Annotated in this window: 12 protein-coding genes and 1 rRNA gene; 12 read left to right on the plus strand and 1 reads right to left on the minus strand. The window is 47.4% G+C overall.

Annotated elements, in window-relative coordinates:
- The first annotated feature begins 37 nt into the window (after nucleotides 1–37).
- The 9 genes from rrf to pssA all read left to right on the plus strand — a co-directional run bounded on the left by rrf (nucleotide 38) and on the right by pssA (nucleotide 10,226).
- Nucleotides 38–154: ribosomal RNA gene (rrf, locus tag ACX9NY_RS27120) — 5S ribosomal RNA — on the plus strand.
- A gap of 177 nt (nucleotides 155–331) precedes the next feature.
- Nucleotides 332–1,507: a GNAT family N-acetyltransferase gene (locus ACX9NY_RS27125; RefSeq protein ID WP_472476166.1), complete on the plus strand. Its 1,176-nt coding sequence runs from the start codon at nucleotides 332–334 to the stop codon at nucleotides 1,505–1,507.
- Between the two features lie 461 nt (nucleotides 1,508–1,968).
- A complete protein-coding gene (locus ACX9NY_RS27130) occupies nucleotides 1,969–2,430 on the plus strand; it encodes a CtsR family transcriptional regulator (RefSeq protein ID WP_062836165.1) in 462 nt (153 codons plus the stop codon).
- A gap of 31 nt (nucleotides 2,431–2,461) precedes the next feature.
- Nucleotides 2,462–2,986 (plus strand): UvrB/UvrC motif-containing protein, encoded by a 525-nt coding sequence (locus ACX9NY_RS27135; protein WP_339238036.1) that lies wholly within the window; start codon nucleotides 2,462–2,464, stop codon nucleotides 2,984–2,986.
- Between the two features lie 28 nt (nucleotides 2,987–3,014).
- Nucleotides 3,015–4,085, plus strand: coding sequence for a protein arginine kinase (locus ACX9NY_RS27140; RefSeq protein WP_339238034.1), 1,071 nt, complete (start codon nucleotides 3,015–3,017; stop codon nucleotides 4,083–4,085).
- Between the two features lie 182 nt (nucleotides 4,086–4,267).
- Complete coding sequence (locus ACX9NY_RS27145; protein ID WP_339238032.1) at nucleotides 4,268–6,730, plus strand: ATP-dependent Clp protease ATP-binding subunit; 2,463 nt, start codon at nucleotides 4,268–4,270, stop codon at nucleotides 6,728–6,730.
- 261 nt (nucleotides 6,731–6,991) lie between these two features.
- The gene (radA, locus tag ACX9NY_RS27150) at nucleotides 6,992–8,359 is read left to right on the plus strand and encodes a DNA repair protein RadA (protein ID WP_036671578.1); all 1,368 of its coding nucleotides are present in this window, start codon (nucleotides 6,992–6,994) and stop codon (nucleotides 8,357–8,359) included.
- Nucleotides 8,360–8,372: 13 nt separating this feature from the next.
- Nucleotides 8,373–9,449: a DNA integrity scanning diadenylate cyclase DisA gene (gene disA / locus ACX9NY_RS27155; protein ID WP_062836168.1), complete on the plus strand. Its 1,077-nt coding sequence runs from the start codon at nucleotides 8,373–8,375 to the stop codon at nucleotides 9,447–9,449.
- Between the two features lie 45 nt (nucleotides 9,450–9,494).
- Nucleotides 9,495–10,226: a CDP-diacylglycerol--serine O-phosphatidyltransferase gene (gene pssA / locus ACX9NY_RS27160; protein ID WP_339238030.1), complete on the plus strand. Its 732-nt coding sequence runs from the start codon at nucleotides 9,495–9,497 to the stop codon at nucleotides 10,224–10,226.
- A 125-nt stretch (nucleotides 10,227–10,351) separates the two neighbouring features.
- Here pssA and ACX9NY_RS27165 read toward each other — a convergent pair whose 3' ends face one another.
- Nucleotides 10,352–10,747, minus strand: coding sequence for a nucleoside triphosphate pyrophosphohydrolase family protein (locus ACX9NY_RS27165; RefSeq protein ID WP_017692049.1), 396 nt, complete (start codon nucleotides 10,745–10,747; stop codon nucleotides 10,352–10,354).
- A 174-nt stretch (nucleotides 10,748–10,921) separates the two neighbouring features.
- Here ACX9NY_RS27165 and ACX9NY_RS27170 point away from each other — a divergent pair, with 174 nt between their 5' ends.
- From ACX9NY_RS27170 to ispF, 3 genes are all read left to right on the plus strand, one after another.
- Nucleotides 10,922–12,007, plus strand: coding sequence for a PIN/TRAM domain-containing protein (locus ACX9NY_RS27170; protein ID WP_339238027.1), 1,086 nt, complete (start codon nucleotides 10,922–10,924; stop codon nucleotides 12,005–12,007).
- An 82-nt stretch (nucleotides 12,008–12,089) separates the two neighbouring features.
- Complete coding sequence (ispD, locus tag ACX9NY_RS27175) at nucleotides 12,090–12,785, plus strand: 2-C-methyl-D-erythritol 4-phosphate cytidylyltransferase (protein WP_339257577.1); 696 nt, start codon at nucleotides 12,090–12,092, stop codon at nucleotides 12,783–12,785.
- On the plus strand, nucleotides 12,782–13,258 hold the full coding sequence (gene ispF, locus ACX9NY_RS27180) for a 2-C-methyl-D-erythritol 2,4-cyclodiphosphate synthase (RefSeq protein ID WP_339238023.1): 477 nt from the start codon (nucleotides 12,782–12,784) through the stop codon (nucleotides 13,256–13,258). Before ispD ends, ispF begins: the two co-directional genes overlap by 4 nt.
- Nucleotides 13,259–13,282 lie beyond the last annotated feature (24 nt).

Consider the following 13,282-nt stretch of genomic DNA (forward strand, 5'->3'; position numbering starts at 1 on the left):
GTTTTCAGAGAACGAACTCTGAAATGTAAGCTACGCGTTTGGTGGCGATGGCGGAGGGGTTCCACACGTACCCATCCCGAACACGACCGTTAAGCCCTCTAGCGCCGATGGTACTTGGACCGCAGGGTCCTGGGAGAGTAGGACGCCGCCAAGCGAAGAACCACTGCCGATGTTATTCGGTGGTGGTTTTTATTTGTTTATTTTAAGGGATGCGCAAGCATCTCTTATTTGACTTTATAGGAATCCTCTGACACACTCAAAGGGGTACATATATCAGATATCAGGCCATCATGGATTGATAACAACTCTAGTGAATGAGGTGTAGGACGATATGGAAATTCAAAAATTGACGGTAGATGATTTTGAACCGGCGATGGCACTCTCCGAATACGCTTTTCAAGTAGTAATGAGTGAAGAACAAAAAGAAAAACGGCGGAGTCAATTTTCGTCACAGGATATATGGGGTGTATATGAGGACGGGCAGTTAGGAGCCAAACTTCACATTATTCCTTTTCAAACCTATATTCATGGTAGATCGTTCGAGATGGGCGGTATTGCGGGTGTAGCCACCTGGCCAGAGTATAGACGCAAAGGCTGGGTAGCGGGTCTGCTCAAGCATGCGTTGGAAGAAATGAATCGAAACAAACAAAGTATATCGTTCTTGCATCCATTCTCTTTTGGTTTCTATCGAAAGTATGGATGGGAGACGTATGTTGAATTTAAACGGTATAAAGTACCTACAGCTCATTTGCCTCTGAAAAAAGCGACACCTGGAACAATTCGGCGTGGGGATCCGGGCCTCAGTGTATTAAAGGAAGTATACAGTGCTTATGCTGAACGCTATAACGGAACGCTGGTTCGGGACGATGCAAGGTGGGAGAATTCAGTTCTGGTTAATGGAAGCAGCCAGAAGGCTGTATATTACGATGAAGCTAACGCAGCACAAGGTTATCTTTTATATGAGGTTAAGGAAAATAAGTTTACCATTAAAGAGATTATCTATCTAAATGAAGAGGCTAGGCAAGGACTATGGACCTTTATTGCTAACCATGATTCCATGATCCAGGAAGTTACGTTACAGGCACCTGCCAGTGATACGCTTGCCTTCCAATTGGATAATCCACGGATTCAGCAGGAGATCGTACCTTATTTTATGGCGCGCATTGTTAGTGTGGAGCAGTTTATATCTCAATATCCATTTGCAAGTCAGGACTCACCAGTGCAGATTGTTCTACAGGTAGAGGATACCCACGCTCCGTGGAATGAAGGAGTATGGCAACTGAACGTAGCAATGAATGGAACAGCATCCATATGGAAAACTTCGGAGCCAGTTACTGATGATCAGACTATTAAGGTAGATATTCAAGCCCTTACTGCGGTGCTGATGGGATATCGCAGACCAACAGAAATGGCACGAATGGGAAGAATTCACGGACCGAACACAGCTATCAAGGCTTTGGAACAAGCGATTCCTGAACGAGAAACCTATTTACTCGATTTCTTCTGATGACTACTTCCACTACTCGATTTAACTGGATTAGCTTATATACAAATAAGGCGTAATTGAAAGACAAAAGGACTTCTCCAGCAATTTTGGAGAGGTTTTTTTGTGTCTGGGGAATATTTCGTGTAAAATCGTAAAAAATGAATAGTGACCCCACTTGGCAAACCCACAAAATATGCTATAATGTATATAAAGTCAAAGAAAGTCAAAGTCAACTAAAGGTTTAATACTTAAGTAGCTTTCTTTCTACAATCTGATGCATGATCGCCACTATACGTGATTCATCTCATCGGAGGATCAAGGGAATATTAAAGGACCTTCGTGCTTCCTTCGCTCTCCTGTTGACTCCTGTGGAAGCAAGATTCGCTGTTTCCCTGATTGGTTAAATGGGTAGAGAAGGTGTACTCTGTGGGGGCGTGTGGGTCCTTATTGACTTAACGTTTCAGACAGTGGAGGATGATTGGATGCGTAATATCTCTGATATTATCGAACGATATCTGAAGAGTATTTTGCATGAGAGTCCCGAAGGAATGGTTGAAATTCAGCGTAATGATCTGGCAGATCAATTCTCATGTGTACCTTCCCAGATCAATTATGTCATCAGCACACGTTTTACCCTCGAGAAGGGATACCTGGTAGAGAGTAAGCGCGGCGGTGGTGGTTATGTTCGCATACAGCGCATTGAATTACCAGCCCAATCAGCTCTGCATAACCATTTGCACCATAGTATTGGTGATGAGATCGGGCAGACAGCTGCCGAAGGTTTGATTTATCAATTGGAAGAAGCACGTTTCTTGAGCAAGCGTGAAGCTGGGTTGATGCGAGCTGCTGTATCTAGAGAGGTTATATTGGTCAAACTTCCTTACCGGGATCAAATTCGTGCCAGAATGTTAAAGGCGATGCTAATATCTTTGCTCGGTAAATGAAAACTATCGGGGTCAAAGGAGGTACATCATTATGCTGTGCCAAGAATGCAATAAACGTCCGGCGACACTGCATTTTACGAAGATCGTAAATGGAGAGAAGACGGAATTCCATATTTGTGAGTCATGTGCCCGTGAAAAAGGGGAAATGATTCCTGGAACAGCAGGTGGATTTTCCATTCACAACTTGTTGTCCGGGTTACTTGATTTTGATCCAGCCGGCAAAAGTGGATCGGCAGGAACACCACCTGCAAAGGCACTTCAGTGCGAAGAGTGCGGTATGACGTACGCACAATTCAGTAAGATAGGCCGATTTGGCTGCAGTTCATGTTATAAATATTTTGACAGCCGTCTGGACCCTTTGTTCAAGCGGGTTCATGGTAGTACGTCCCATGTAGGTAAAGTACCTGCACGAGCTGGTGGTCGCATCAAGGTGAAACGTCAAATTGCTGATTTGAAGCGTGAGCTCCAAGAGAGCATCGCCCAAGAGGAATTTGAAGAGGCGGCTCAGATCCGTGACCAGATTCGAGAACTTGAAAAAGGAATAGCTCAGGAGTAAAGTTTGTCATGAGTAGGAGGGATGCGTAATGCCTAATCTGCGCTTTACAGAGAAGGCGCTCAGCGACTGGATGCGCAGTGATGCGGCTGATTCCGAAATCGTCATAAGCAGCCGTGTCCGGATTGCGCGCAACCTTCAGCATGTTCCGTTTCCGATGCTGGCTTCCAATGAGCAATCGGAAGAGGTACTGAATAAGCTGAGCGAAGTACTTCAATACGACGATGTTCATGCCTTTGGGGATTTTCATACTTTGGATCTAATCGATATTGACGAACTCGACAAACGGGTGCTGGTGGAGAAACATCTCATCAGTCCAAGTCTTGCGAATGAATCCAGACATGGTGCGGTTATTCTCAGTGAGGATGAGTCTGTCAGTATTATGATTAATGAAGAGGATCATCTTCGTATCCAGTGCCTCTATCCGGGGTTCCAGGTGAAAGAAGCCTGGGAGAAAGCTTCCGCAATAGATGATGCTTTTGAAGCGCACGTGGATTATGCTTTTGATGATCGCAGAGGATACTTAACCAGTTGTCCTACGAATGTAGGTACAGGTGTCAGAGCATCTGTCATGATGCACCTGCCTGCCCTGGTGATGACGCAGCAGATTGGCCGTATTTTAACCGCAGTTTCCCAAGTGGGATTGACTGTAAGAGGCATATACGGTGAAGGCAGCGAAGCTATGGGTAACCTGTTCCAGATCTCGAATCAGATTACACTGGGACAGACCGAACAGGAAGTCATCGAGAACCTGCATGGTGTTGTGTTACAGATGATTGGTCATGAACGTACAGCCAGAGAACGGTTAATTACCGACTCCAGACTTCGAATTACGGATCGTGTCATGCGTTCTTACGGCATATTGTCTCATGCAGCTATTGTTGATTCCAAGGAAGCAGCACAGCGCTTATCGGATGTACGCCTTGGCGTGGATCTCGGCTTGTTGGATGGACTGTCGATCACGGTCATGAATGAGTTGAATGTGATGACACAGCCGGGATTTTTGCAGAAAACATTCGGGGAAGATATGCGCACAGATGAGCGTGACATCTATCGAGCTCAGTTGATTCGTGATACGATCAATGCAGCGAAGCAGTCCTAGCTTACTCTGATATTGTATTAAATTATGGTTTCATGCCGCATTGCGGCTTTTATATAATAAGGCATGTACGATGCCGAATGACTTTATTCGCAGCACGGCTGCAAACAAAAATGATATGAAGAATACGACGGGGATGTTTTGAAACCCCTCGTTTTATCCAAAACCATGGAGGTGCAGGAGATATGATGTTTGGAAGATTTACGGAACGGGCCCAAAAGGTGCTCGCACTCGCGCAGGAAGAAGCTGTCCGTCTCGGTCATAATAACATCGGTACTGAGCATATTTTGCTCGGCCTCATTCGTGAAGGCGAAGGCATCGCAGCCAAAGCACTGATCGGCCTGGGACTCGGATTGGAAAAAATTCAGGATGAAGTAGAAACGCTGATTGGCCGTGGCCAAGAGCAGCCTACCAACATTGCATATACGCCACGTGCGAAAAAAGTAATTGAGTTGTCTATGGATGAAGCTCGTAAATTGGGCCATACCTATGTAGGCACAGAGCATATCCTGCTCGGATTGATTCGTGAAGGCGAGGGTGTTGCAGCACGTGTGCTCAATAACCTGGGTATCAGCCTGAACAAAGCACGTCAACAAGTGTTACAGTTGCTTGGCAGCAGTGAAGCTGTATCCAGCCATAATGGAACACCTGCCAATGTCAGCACACCAACGCTGGACAGTCTGGCACGTGACCTCACGGCATACGCCAGAGAGAATAACCTTGACCCGGTTATTGGACGTAGCAAAGAAATTGAACGTGTCATCCAGGTACTCAGCCGTCGTACGAAGAACAACCCGGTATTGATCGGTGAGCCAGGTGTAGGTAAAACAGCGATTGCTGAAGGCCTTGCACAAAAAATCATTGCCAATGAGATTCCCGAAACATTGCGCGACAAACGTGTAATGACCCTGGATATGGGTTCAGTAGTTGCTGGAACCAAATATCGTGGTGAGTTCGAAGATCGTCTGAAAAAAATCATGGATGAGATTCGCCAAGCAGGTAACATTGTCCTGTTTATCGACGAATTGCATACCTTGATTGGCGCAGGCGGAGCTGAAGGTGCCATCGATGCTTCTAATATTTTGAAACCGGCTCTGGCCCGTGGAGAATTGCAATGTATCGGTGCAACAACACTGGATGAATATCGCAAATACATCGAGAAGGATGCAGCGCTTGAGCGTCGTTTCCAACCGATTACGGTAGATCAGCCTTCTCCGGAAGAAGCGATTCAGATCTTGCACGGCTTGCGTGACCGTTATGAGGCGCATCACCGCGTGAAAATTACGGACGAAGCGATTGTGCAGGCGGTTAAGCTGTCTGACCGTTACATCACAGACCGTTTCCTGCCAGACAAAGCGATTGACCTGATTGACGAGGCGGGTTCCAAAGTAAGATTGAACTCTTACACGATCCCACCAAACCTGAAACAGCTGGAGAGCCGTCTGGAAGATATCCGCAAGGAAAAAGACGCTGCAGTTCAAAGCCAGGAGTTCGAAAAAGCAGCCGCTCTGCGTGATACGGAACAAAAAATCCGTGAAGAGCTGGATGTAACGAAGAACCAATGGAAAGAAAAACAAGGTCGCACGGATTCCGAAGTAACACCTGAGGATATCGCACAAGTGGTAGCCAACTGGACAGGAATTCCGGTGAACAAGCTGAAAGAAGAAGAGACACAGCGCCTGATGAATCTGGAATCCATTCTGCATGAACGTGTCATCGGCCAGGATGAGGCTGTGAAGTCGGTCAGTCGTGCGGTTCGTCGTGCGCGTGCAGGACTTAAAGATCCAAAACGTCCGATGGGTTCATTTATCTTCCTCGGTCCTACAGGGGTAGGTAAAACAGAACTTGCTCGTGCTCTGGCTGAAGCGATGTTTGGTGATGAAAATGCAGTAATCCGTATTGATATGTCCGAGTATGGTGAGAAGCATTCGACTTCCCGACTCGTCGGTGCGCCTCCAGGATATGTTGGATATGAAGAAGGTGGCCAGCTGACAGAGAAAGTTCGTCGCAAACCATATTCCGTTGTCCTGCTCGATGAAATCGAGAAAGCACATCCGGAAGTATTCAATATCTTGCTGCAAGTGCTTGAGGATGGTCGTCTGACCGATTCCAAAGGTCGCGTTGTTGACTTCCGGAATACGCTGATTATCCTGACATCCAACGTGGGTGCTGAAGCGATCAAACGTAACTCGACACTTGGTTTCACAGCAGTTGTGGATGCAGGTGCGGATTATGATAACATGAAGGGTAAAGTCATGGATGAGCTGAAGAAATCCTTCCGTCCAGAGTTCCTTAACCGGATTGATGAAATTATCGTATTCCACTCTCTGGAACAGAAACACATTGCAGAGATTGTTACGCTCATGAGTGAGGAGCTTCGCAAACGGCTGCGTGAATATGAGGTTGACTTCGAACTTACCGACAATGCCAAGGAATTCCTTGCCAAAGCAGGCTTCGATCCAGCCTACGGTGCGCGTCCGCTTCGTCGGGCAATCCAGAAGCATATCGAGGACAAATTGTCTGAAGAGTTGCTTACAGGCAACGTAACCAAAGGGGATTCACTACTCATTGACGAAGAGAACGGTGCACTGTCAGTAACGAAAAAAGACGTGATTGTTCCTTCTAACGAGGAAATCGAAACCAAATAATATGTAACAAGCTATGGAGAATGAACTCAAGCTTGTATTGATTGTTAATCCTTCTCGGCTTTGGCCGGGGAGGATTTTTTGCATTTTGGACAGAAGACGGACATGATTATGTCAGGAACATGTGTAAAGTTTGCGATAATCCTTTACGAAAAATCTCAAACAATGGTAAACTTTTAGTGACCCTGCACGTCAGGGAGTTTGGGCAAAATTCGTCGAATAATGCAAAATGCTGTTATAAAACTAAATTATAGGAGTGCTGAAGTGGCCAAAGTTAAAACCAAGTTTCAATGTACGGAATGCGGCTATGAAGCCCCCAAGTGGTACGGGAAGTGTCCGGGTTGTCAGTCATGGAATTCAATGGTGGAAGAAACAGAGACGGTGGTCAAAACACAAGGGAGAAATTCTCCTCTGTTTGACAGTAAAGATAAACCGCTTCCTATCATAGATATAGATAGCGGTCAGGAACCGCGTGTACAGACTGGAATCGGCGAGTTGAACCGGGTATTGGGTGGCGGAATCGTTCCAGGTTCACTCGTTCTGGTGGGTGGAGACCCAGGTATCGGTAAATCAACGTTGATGTTGCAGACGTCTCATGCTTTGACGCATTCGGGTCTACGTGTGTTATATGTTTCTGGTGAGGAATCAGTCAAGCAAACCAAATTGCGGGCGGATCGTCTCGGGGCACTCTCTGCCGAGTTGTATGTGCTGTGTGAAACCAATATGGAACGTGTAGAGGAAGCGGTGGATCAGATCCAGCCGCATTTTCTTGTCATCGACTCCATTCAGACGGTGTATCTTCCCGAAGTTACCAGTGCGCCGGGTAGTGTAGCCCAGGTAAGGGAATGTACGTCTAGGTTCATGCGGATTGCCAAAGGCAGAGGCATTGCAACGGTTCTTGTGGGGCATGTTACCAAAGAAGGTGCCATTGCCGGTCCACGTATGTTAGAACATATGGTGGATTGCGTGCTTTATTTTGAAGGAGAACGGCATCATACGTATCGACTGTTGCGTGCGGTGAAGAACCGTTTTGGTTCAACCAATGAGATTGGCATTTTTGAGATGGGCGAGGATGGACTTCGTGAGGTGGGCAACCCGTCAGAACTCTTTTTGTCGGAACGGCCACTGGGTGTAGCGGGTTCTACGGTAGTTGCCAGCATGGAGGGCACACGTCCTTTGCTCGTGGAATTGCAGGCGTTGATCTCGACCACCCATTTCCCTTCTCCCCGCCGTATGGCAACAGGAGTAGACTTGCATCGATTAAATCTGATCATTGCCGTGCTGGAGAAACGGATGGGCATGTTTTTACAAACCCAGGATGCATATCTTAACGTGGCTGGTGGAGTAAGGCTGGATGAGCCCGCGGTAGATTTGGCGGTTGCGGTCAGCATTGCCTCCAGTTTGAGAGATGTACCGACCAAGCCGGATGACGTCATCTTTGGCGAGATTGGTCTCACAGGTGAAGTTCGAGCCGTATCACGAGCAGAACAACGAGTGAAGGAAGCCGCGAAGCTGGGCTTCAAGCGTGTTATTTTACCAGAAAAAAGCTTAAAGGGCTGGAAACATCCTCGCGGGATACAACTGATCGGTGTGAATACCGTGGCAGATGCACTAGCGGTTGCTTTAGATTAGGGGGCATAACAAGATGAAAGATTCGAGCCAATTGGATAATATGAATGAATTATTAAGGCTGATCGCACCAGGTACACCTTTCCGCGAAGGTCTGGAAAATGTGCTGCGCGCCAAGACGGGCGCACTGCTTGTTGTAGGATACAGCCCTGAAGTCATGGAAGTGGTGGATGGGGGATTCTCGATTAACTGTGACTTCTCCCCCAACTATCTGTACGAACTCGCTAAGATGGATGGAGCCATTATTCTTAGCGAAGATTTGAAGCGTATTCTTTACGCCAATACCCAGTTAATTCCCGATTCCTCAATCTCTTCATCAGAGACGGGCATTCGTCACCGGACGGCGGAGCGTGTAGCGAAGCAAACGGGTAAATTGGTCGTATCCATATCACAGCGCCGGAATATCATTACCTTGTATCAGGGAACACTTCGTTATTCCCTCAAGGAAATCGGGGTTATTTTGACCAAAGCGAATCAAGCGATTCAAACCCTGGAGAAATACAAAGCGGTATTAACACAGTCCCTTACGAATCTGAGTGCCTCTGAATTTGAGGAATTGGTGACGATTCCTGAAGTGGTCAATGTGATTCAGCGTACCGAGATGGTGATGCGGATCAAAACGGAGATCAAACGATACATTCATGAACTCGGGAATGAGGGACGACTCATCTCCATGCAAATGGAAGAGCTTGTGGGTACAACGGAAGAAGAAGCCTGGTTGTTGTATAAAGACTATGCCCGTGACGACAGTGATGACAAAATCCGTGAAATTATAGTAGGACTGAAAAGATTGTCGGACGATGAATTACTGGATGCACACCATATTGTCCGTCTGCTCGGTTATCCTTCATCAGCGGCCACGTCAGAGGATTCGGTTGCACCTCGCGGATTCCGGGTATTAAATAAGATCCCCCGTCTGCCCAATGTCATTATCCATAACCTGGTGGATCAATTTGAACAACTACCTCATGTTATTATGGCTACAATTGAAGAACTGGACGAAGTGGACGGTATTGGTGAAGTTCGAGCCCGGACCATTAAGGAAGGCCTCAAACGTTTGCAGGAGCAGATGTTTATCGACAGACAGATGTAAGGTTTTGCCTATATAAAGGCTTGAAATGGATGAGGTGAAACAACGATGCTAACCAGATTCATTCCGAATCTCTTTACCCTGGGTAATCTGTTTCTTGGAATGATGGCAATTTTGCTTGCGATTGATGGAAATTACAGTTTGGCTGCCATTATGGTCATTGTAGCGATGCTGCTGGATGGTCTGGATGGCCGAGTGGCACGTGCACTCAATGCCCAGAGCGAATTCGGTAAGGAACTTGATTCCTTGTCTGACATGGTTTCCTTTGGGGCAGCACCAGCCCTGATCATATTTATGGTGTCGTTTCAAGATTCGATGCCGATCCTCGCCTGGATTGCAACAGCGGCTTTTCCGATCTGTGGGGCGATTCGTCTTGCCCGGTTTAATGTTCGTCCGGGGATCCCCGGGTACTTCACAGGTTTGCCGATTCCGGCAGCCGGCGGAGTGCTGGCCACATTGTCCTTGTTTAACAAGGATATCGGTCCCATCAGCATGATGATTGCTACATTGCTGTTATCGTATCTGATGGTCAGTTCGCTTAAATATCCCAATTTCAAAAAGGTCGGGTTGCCACGCAAGGCAATCTGGATTGCCCCATGGGTTGTGTTATTTGCCATAGCCGTAGCCGTGATTTTCCCGGAGCAGCTATCCAAATTGATCTTTATTCCGTTGGTGTTATACGCCTTGTATGGAATGAAGCATAACCTGCGAACAGCGGCCTCGCGTAGTCGGGCGAAAAAGCGCAAGGATGAGAAATCATCCCGTCCTTCCGATCGTTAAGTAACCTTGGTGACAGACACTAGACAAAGAAAGCACGTACTCTCCTGCATTGGAGAATGCGTGCTTTTTGTTTATTCAATCTATTTACGGTAAAAGAAACCCTTGCGAACGACCTACATATCTTCTTACGACAGATTAAACATCCCTAACGTTGAACACTTCTGTGATTCGTGATTTACGACCTCTTCCATGTTAATGTCCAGTAGATTGCAGAGAGCCGACATGTAGAACAGATTCCGCCCTAGTTCAGAGCTGATGACCTCTCGGCAATTCTCACACAATTCACCTTCCACATGCGTTTCCAGCAGGCCCTTGGTTTGAGCGATATCGCTCTCCGGGGCATATTTCTGCTTGGTGGCGTGCAGCTCGATGCAGCCGCATTCGGTAATGGCTTTGGACACGGCACGGTTAACAGACGCTCCGGCTTGTCCCGTTTTGGACAGTACATCAATCAGGCTGCGATGACGCAACAACAGTTCAGAAACTTGATCCTGGAAAGCCTGTAAACTTAGCGTACTCATTTTTGCCACTCACCTCGGGATATGAATTGAATTCATTATATGCCAATAATTTACCTACTTTCAACTGACGATTGCAACATTTCCAAAAAGTTCTTCCGGAAGGGATTAGCAAATTAGGAATTGGATCATACTGGATATCAAGATCAAGATACATTGAAGGAGGTGCAGGGACTAATGTGGAAAAAAGGCATTTTAACTTTTACAGGATTGTGCGGTGCATGGTTCGGCTACACGGCATATCATCTGGCAGGAAAATCGGTCCCATGGATGGCGGAATGGATTCAGTCCGCAGGATTACTGGGAGCTGGGATATCGACGCTGCTGGGAGCTGTAATGTTTATGGCTGTATGTAATATCGGTGGAACATTGATGGCAGACAGACTGCATAGTGGAATCGAATCATTGGCAAAAGTACCTATGAATGAACTGGCTGCAGGTGCCGCAGGTACCGTTGCCGGCTTGCTGGTGGCTTTGTTGTTATACCCTGTTGTGGGATGGATGGGAACGGCAGGAGAAGTGCTACAAGTGGCACTGACGGTGATAGGTGCTTATTCCGGCTACACCCTTGCCATGGCGAAGAAAGACGATCTGGGGGCATTCTGGATGTCTGGGCGATGGGGTCATCCCGAGGTGGATGAGGATAGACGGATGGAAGAACATAAAATTCTGGATACCAGTGTTATTATTGATGGGCGTATCGCGGATATATGCAAAACCGGATTTATTGAAGGCACGATCGTCATTCCGGAATTCGTTCTGGAGGAGCTGCAGCATATTGCCGATTCATCGGATCTGCTCAAGCGGAACAGAGGACGGCGAGGATTGGACATTTTGAACAAAATCCAGAAGGAACTTGATGTAAAAGTCCTGATCTACGAAGGGGATTTCGAGGAAATCTCCGAGGTGGACAGCAAATTGGTTAAACTGGCTAAAGTGCTTCAGGGCAAAGTGGTCACCAATGACTTTAATCTGAACAAAGTGTGCGAACTCCAGGGTGTATCTGTGCTGAACATTAATGATCTCGCCAATGCCGTTAAGCCAGTTGTTCTGCCAGGTGAGGAGATCATGGTGCAGATCATCAAGGATGGCAAGGAGCATGGTCAAGGTGTAGCCTATCTGGATGATGGCACAATGATCGTTGTGGAGGGCGGACGCGAGTATATTGGCATGATGATGGAAGTGCTCGTGACCAGTGTGCTGCAGACTTCAGCGGGACGAATGATTTTTGCCAAGCCGAAACTGTTGGAAAAAGCCCAATAAAGCGGTATGATGGGTAGTGTATCGTTGAATGATATTGTGTATCTTTGAACGATAAACTGACAGACAAGGCAGGGATTGCGGCATGGATAAAGGGTGGGGCGTTGTCATTGTGGCAGCAGGTCGCGGAACCCGTATGGGGACGACCGAGAGCAAACAGTTTCTGTTGCTGCAGGACAAGCCCGTTTTCATACATACGCTTGAGGTATTTGCTGCGCTGGACGAGATCCGCGAGATAGTGCTGGTCACAGGAGCTGCAGATGTTGAACGCTGCCAGGATTGGGTAAAAAAATACCAACTGGATTCACGTGTCCATGTTATCCCCGGAGGGAAAGAGAGACAACATTCTGTCCATAAAGGCCTTGAGGCACTTGGGACGGATTGGGTTCTCGTTCACGACGGGGTACGTCCTTTTGTGAACCATGAGCAGATCAAGGGATGCATGGCGGCTGCCATAGCCGGTGGTGGAGCAGCTGTACTGGCGGTTCCCGTGAAGGATACGATCAAACAAGTGAATGCGGAGGGAGTCGTTACGGCGACACCAGATCGCAGCAGTCTGTGGAGCATTCAAACCCCGCAGGCTTTTCGTCTTTCTTCCCTGCTCTCCGCCTACGAATCAGCTGAGCAGGACGGTTTTCTGGGGACAGATGACGCTATGCTGGCTGAACGTCAGGGTATGTCGGTCAAGGTTGTGGAAGGCAATTATACAAATATCAAATTAACAACGCCGGAAGATTTGCAATACGCTGCGTTTTTGCTGGGGGGAGAGAAGAAGCGATGATACGTGTAGGACAGGGATTTGATGTACATCAGCTGGTAGAGGGACGCCCGTGTATTATTGGCGGAGTAACGATTCCTTATGAAAAAGGACTGCTGGGTCACTCGGACGCAGACGTGCTGTTGCACGCGATTAGTGATGCCATTTTGGGTGCGCTGGCACTTGGGGATATCGGCAAGCACTTCCCGGATACCGATCCGGAATTCAAGGATGCCGACAGCCTGAAATTGCTGGAGCATGTATGGCAGCTTGTGAAGGATCGCGGATATCGGTTAGGCAATATCGATTCAACGATTATTGCCCAGAAGCCGAAGATGGCTCCTTACATCCCGCAGATGGCTGAGGTTATTGCCAAGGCATTGGAAGCGGATGTAACACTGGTGAACGTGAAAGCAACAACGACAGAGCAACTGGGATTCCCGGGACGGGGAGAGGGCATTGCTGCTCAATCCGTTGTTTGCCTGGTTCGTGTGTGATATCATCAATTAATTCATGACGGA

Source organism: Paenibacillus sp. CB74, assembly GCF_055687625.1.

What these genes read in the sequence shown, in the direction of transcription:
- ACX9NY_RS27140 (WP_339238034.1), top strand. Translation starts at nt 3,015, where the DNA reads ATGCCTAATCTGCGCTTTACAGAGAAGGCGCTCAGCGACTGGATGCGC.
- ACX9NY_RS27135 (WP_339238036.1), top strand. Translation starts at nt 2,462, where the DNA reads ATGCTGTGCCAAGAATGCAATAAACGTCCGGCGACACTGCATTTTACG.
- ispD (WP_339257577.1), top strand. Translation starts at nt 12,090, where the DNA reads ATGGATAAAGGGTGGGGCGTTGTCATTGTGGCAGCAGGTCGCGGAACC.
- ispF (WP_339238023.1), top strand. Translation starts at nt 12,782, where the DNA reads ATGATACGTGTAGGACAGGGATTTGATGTACATCAGCTGGTAGAGGGA.
- ACX9NY_RS27130 (WP_062836165.1), top strand. Translation starts at nt 1,969, where the DNA reads ATGCGTAATATCTCTGATATTATCGAACGATATCTGAAGAGTATTTTG.
- pssA (WP_339238030.1), top strand. Translation starts at nt 9,495, where the DNA reads ATGCTAACCAGATTCATTCCGAATCTCTTTACCCTGGGTAATCTGTTT.
- ACX9NY_RS27125 (WP_472476166.1), top strand. Translation starts at nt 332, where the DNA reads ATGGAAATTCAAAAATTGACGGTAGATGATTTTGAACCGGCGATGGCA.
- ACX9NY_RS27170 (WP_339238027.1), top strand. Translation starts at nt 10,922, where the DNA reads ATGTGGAAAAAAGGCATTTTAACTTTTACAGGATTGTGCGGTGCATGG.
- ACX9NY_RS27165 (WP_017692049.1), bottom strand. Translation starts at nt 10,747, where the DNA reads ATGAGTACGCTAAGTTTACAGGCTTTCCAGGATCAAGTTTCTGAACTG.
- ACX9NY_RS27145 (WP_339238032.1), top strand. Translation starts at nt 4,268, where the DNA reads ATGATGTTTGGAAGATTTACGGAACGGGCCCAAAAGGTGCTCGCACTC.
- disA (WP_062836168.1), top strand. Translation starts at nt 8,373, where the DNA reads ATGAAAGATTCGAGCCAATTGGATAATATGAATGAATTATTAAGGCTG.